General features: G+C 69.5%; 2 protein-coding genes. Both read right to left on the bottom strand.

Annotated elements, in window-relative coordinates:
* Positions 1–1,614, bottom strand: a 1,614-nt coding sequence (locus tag B7767_RS41150; protein ID WP_256923760.1) for an alpha-amylase family glycosyl hydrolase, incomplete at its 3' end; no start/stop codon positions are given.
* Positions 1,615–1,715: 101 nt separating this feature from the next.
* Positions 1,716–2,781: pullulanase-associated domain-containing protein (locus tag B7767_RS41145; protein ID WP_306298054.1), on the bottom strand; the 1,066-nt coding region annotated here is incomplete at its 5' end.

Here is a 2,781-nt window from a genome sequence, read left to right as displayed (position 1 = left end):
CACCCGCTGCCTCGCATCCGTGCGCGAGAACGCGTACACACCCGGACCGTCGTCGGCGTACCGCTCCTCCTGCACACCGTCACGCAACGCCGGATGACGCTTCGTCAGCTCCGACAGCCTCGCGATCGACCGGTACAACGGATGCGCCGGGTCGTACGCGTCCGAGGCATGCGTACGCTCCGTACCGATCCGGTCGTCGTCCAGATACTCCGGGACCTTCGACGCGAACAGCGTCTGCCGGGCACCCTTGTCCCCGCCCGGTCCGGTGAAGCCCTGCTCGTCACCCGCGTAGATCACCGGATTGCCCCGCGACAGGAGCATCAACTCGTGCGCGAACCGGTCCCGGCGCAGCAACTCGGCATCCCCCGCGCCCGGGTTGTCCTGGCTGATGAAACTGCCGATGCGGCCCATGTCGTGGTTGCCCAGGAAGGTGACCTGCTCGTAGGCGTTGGCCTTGTCGCTGGTGTAGCGGTGGTCCTGGGCCAGGACGCCGGAGAGGGTGCTCGCAGGCTTGTCCTGGGAGGCGTAGCCGCGGATGGCGTTCTGCAGCGGGAAGTCGAGCGTGGCGTCGAGCCTGCCCTCGGTCACGTAGGGCGCCGTGACGGCCGGGTCGGAGGAGAGTGTCTCGCCGAAGACGAAGAAGTCCTCGCGTCCCCTCTTCGCGGCGTAGGCGTCGATCGCGGTCGCCCACTGCGTCCAGAACGGCATGTCGACGTTGCGGACCGTGTCGACGCGGAAGCCGTCCACGTCGAAGTCCCTGACCCACCTCTGATAGATCTTCTCCAGGCCCTCCACCACCTCGGGCCGTTCGGTCCACAGGTCGTCGAGACCGGTGTGGTCGCCGTAGAGGCCGCTCTCGCCGACGAACGTCGAGTCACCCCGGTTGTGGTACATCGTGGGGTCGTTCAGCCACGCCGGGACCTTGGCGTCGGCCTCGTCCTCGTTCACCACGGGTGTGTAGGGGAAGCTGTCCCGGTCGACCTTGCCCATACGGGAGCTGTCGTCGAAGGGACGGCCCCGGGTGTCGAGGTAGGGGTAGGCGCCCTTGGAACGGTAGCCGTACTTCTTCTCGACGTTCGTGACGGTGTCGGCGGTGTGGTTGGTGATGACGTCGAAGAAGACCTTCATGCCCTTGGCGTGGGCCTTGTCGATGAGTTCCGCGAGCTCGGCGTTGGTGCCGAAGTGCGGGTCGACCTGGGTGAAGTCGGTGATCCAGTAGCCGTGGTAGCCGGCGGACTCGCCACCGCCCTGCACCGGCTTGTTCTTGAAGATCGGCGCCATCCAGATCGCGGTGGTGCCCAGGCCCTTGATGTAGTCGAGCTTCTCGATCAGGCCCCTCAGGTCACCCCCCTGGTAGAAGCCCTTGTCCGTCGGGTCGAATCCCGTCGCGGTCCGGTCGCCGCCGAGCCCTCCGCGGTCGTTGGCACGGGATCCGTTGGCGAACCGGTCGGGCAGCAGGAAGTACGCCTGTTCCCGGGTCAGGTCGTGGCGGGCCGGCTCGGCGGCGAGCCGGGCGTCGGACGGCGGACCGGGAGGCCTGGGTGCCGCGGCTGCCTGCTGGGGCGTGCTCAGCGCCGTGGCGAGCAGTGCGGCCACGACGGCCGCGGCGGCCATGGTCGTGGGGCCGGCCGTGGGTCCCGGCACGGTTCCGTGGTTCGTGCCGCTGGGGCGGCCTCTTCGTCTTCTTCGGCCTCTTCGGTCTGGGAGCGAGCTGATCACTTGCCGGTTCCTTCCGGTCGGGTGTCTTCGATGCGCACGCCGGTGGCGCCCAGCAGGGCCCCGTTGTCGGCGCGTTGGGTGGCGATCAGCCGGGCGCGGAGTGCCTGGCCGACGCGGTCGCGGTCCCGCGGGTCCACGCGGAACGCCGAGGCCTGTGCGTACTGGGGGTAGCGGGACCTCTGGGCCTCGGTCAGCTCGGTCGGTACGAGCCGCAGCCACTGTCCCTCGTCGGTCAGTGCGCCGTTCTCGATCGTGAGGTCGCCCTCGGTGGCGTACACCAGTTGCTGACTGGCCACGCCGCTGCCCTCACCCGCCCACACGACGGTGTCGTCACCGATCCAGGTGGCCTCCGCCGCGCGCAGGTCGAGACCGAAGGCGCCACCGGGAGAGGGCGTCAGATAGGTGGGGTCGCCCGCCACGCGCCAGACCTCGTGCCCGTAGAGGGAGAAGTCGAGGGCCTCGTCGTCGGGGATGTCCTTCTCCTGGCCCTTGTGCAGGATGTAGCTGAGGGAGGCGGCTCCGTCGTTCAGCGGCACCTCGAAGACGAGCCCGAAGGGGTCCTCGCGCACCGGCAGGATGGGGTCGTTCCACTCGGGCGGGTCGGCGGACCCCGTCCAGGTGTGCAGTCCCCATCCCTCGTAGTCGCCGTCGGGCCGGTGGTAGTGCAGCACGGCCCTGGTGCCGTCCTGGGGCGGGTAGGCGGACTTGGGCCTGGCCTTCAGGACCGTCGTGTTGTTCTGCTCGGTCCACACCTCGCCGGACACGGTGACGTCGAGGACGCGCTCGGGTCCGTCGGGGACTCCGTCCTTCTCGACGGTGAACCGGATGGCGCCGGTACCGGAGCCGGGGGTGATCCACGCGAAGGCCCCGTAGGCGTCGCGGCCGGTGAACCGGGCCGTCGTACCGTCGGCGGTCCGCAGCAGCAAACCCTCGTAGTCGCCGTCCGCGCGCCGGTGGTGGACGACCGCGTGGTGTCGCTTCGCGGTCGGTTTCTCGAGGGTGGGGGGTTGTCCGGTGGTGGTGGCGGCGGTGTCGCTCGCGGTGCGTCCCGCGTGGTCGACG

The organism is Streptomyces sp. 13-12-16 (assembly GCF_002114215.1).
GTDB lineage: Bacteria > Actinomycetota > Actinomycetes > Streptomycetales > Streptomycetaceae > Streptomyces.
The sequence above is the reverse complement of the archived record's forward strand: the minus strand, read 5'-3'. Positions and strand labels throughout refer to the sequence as shown.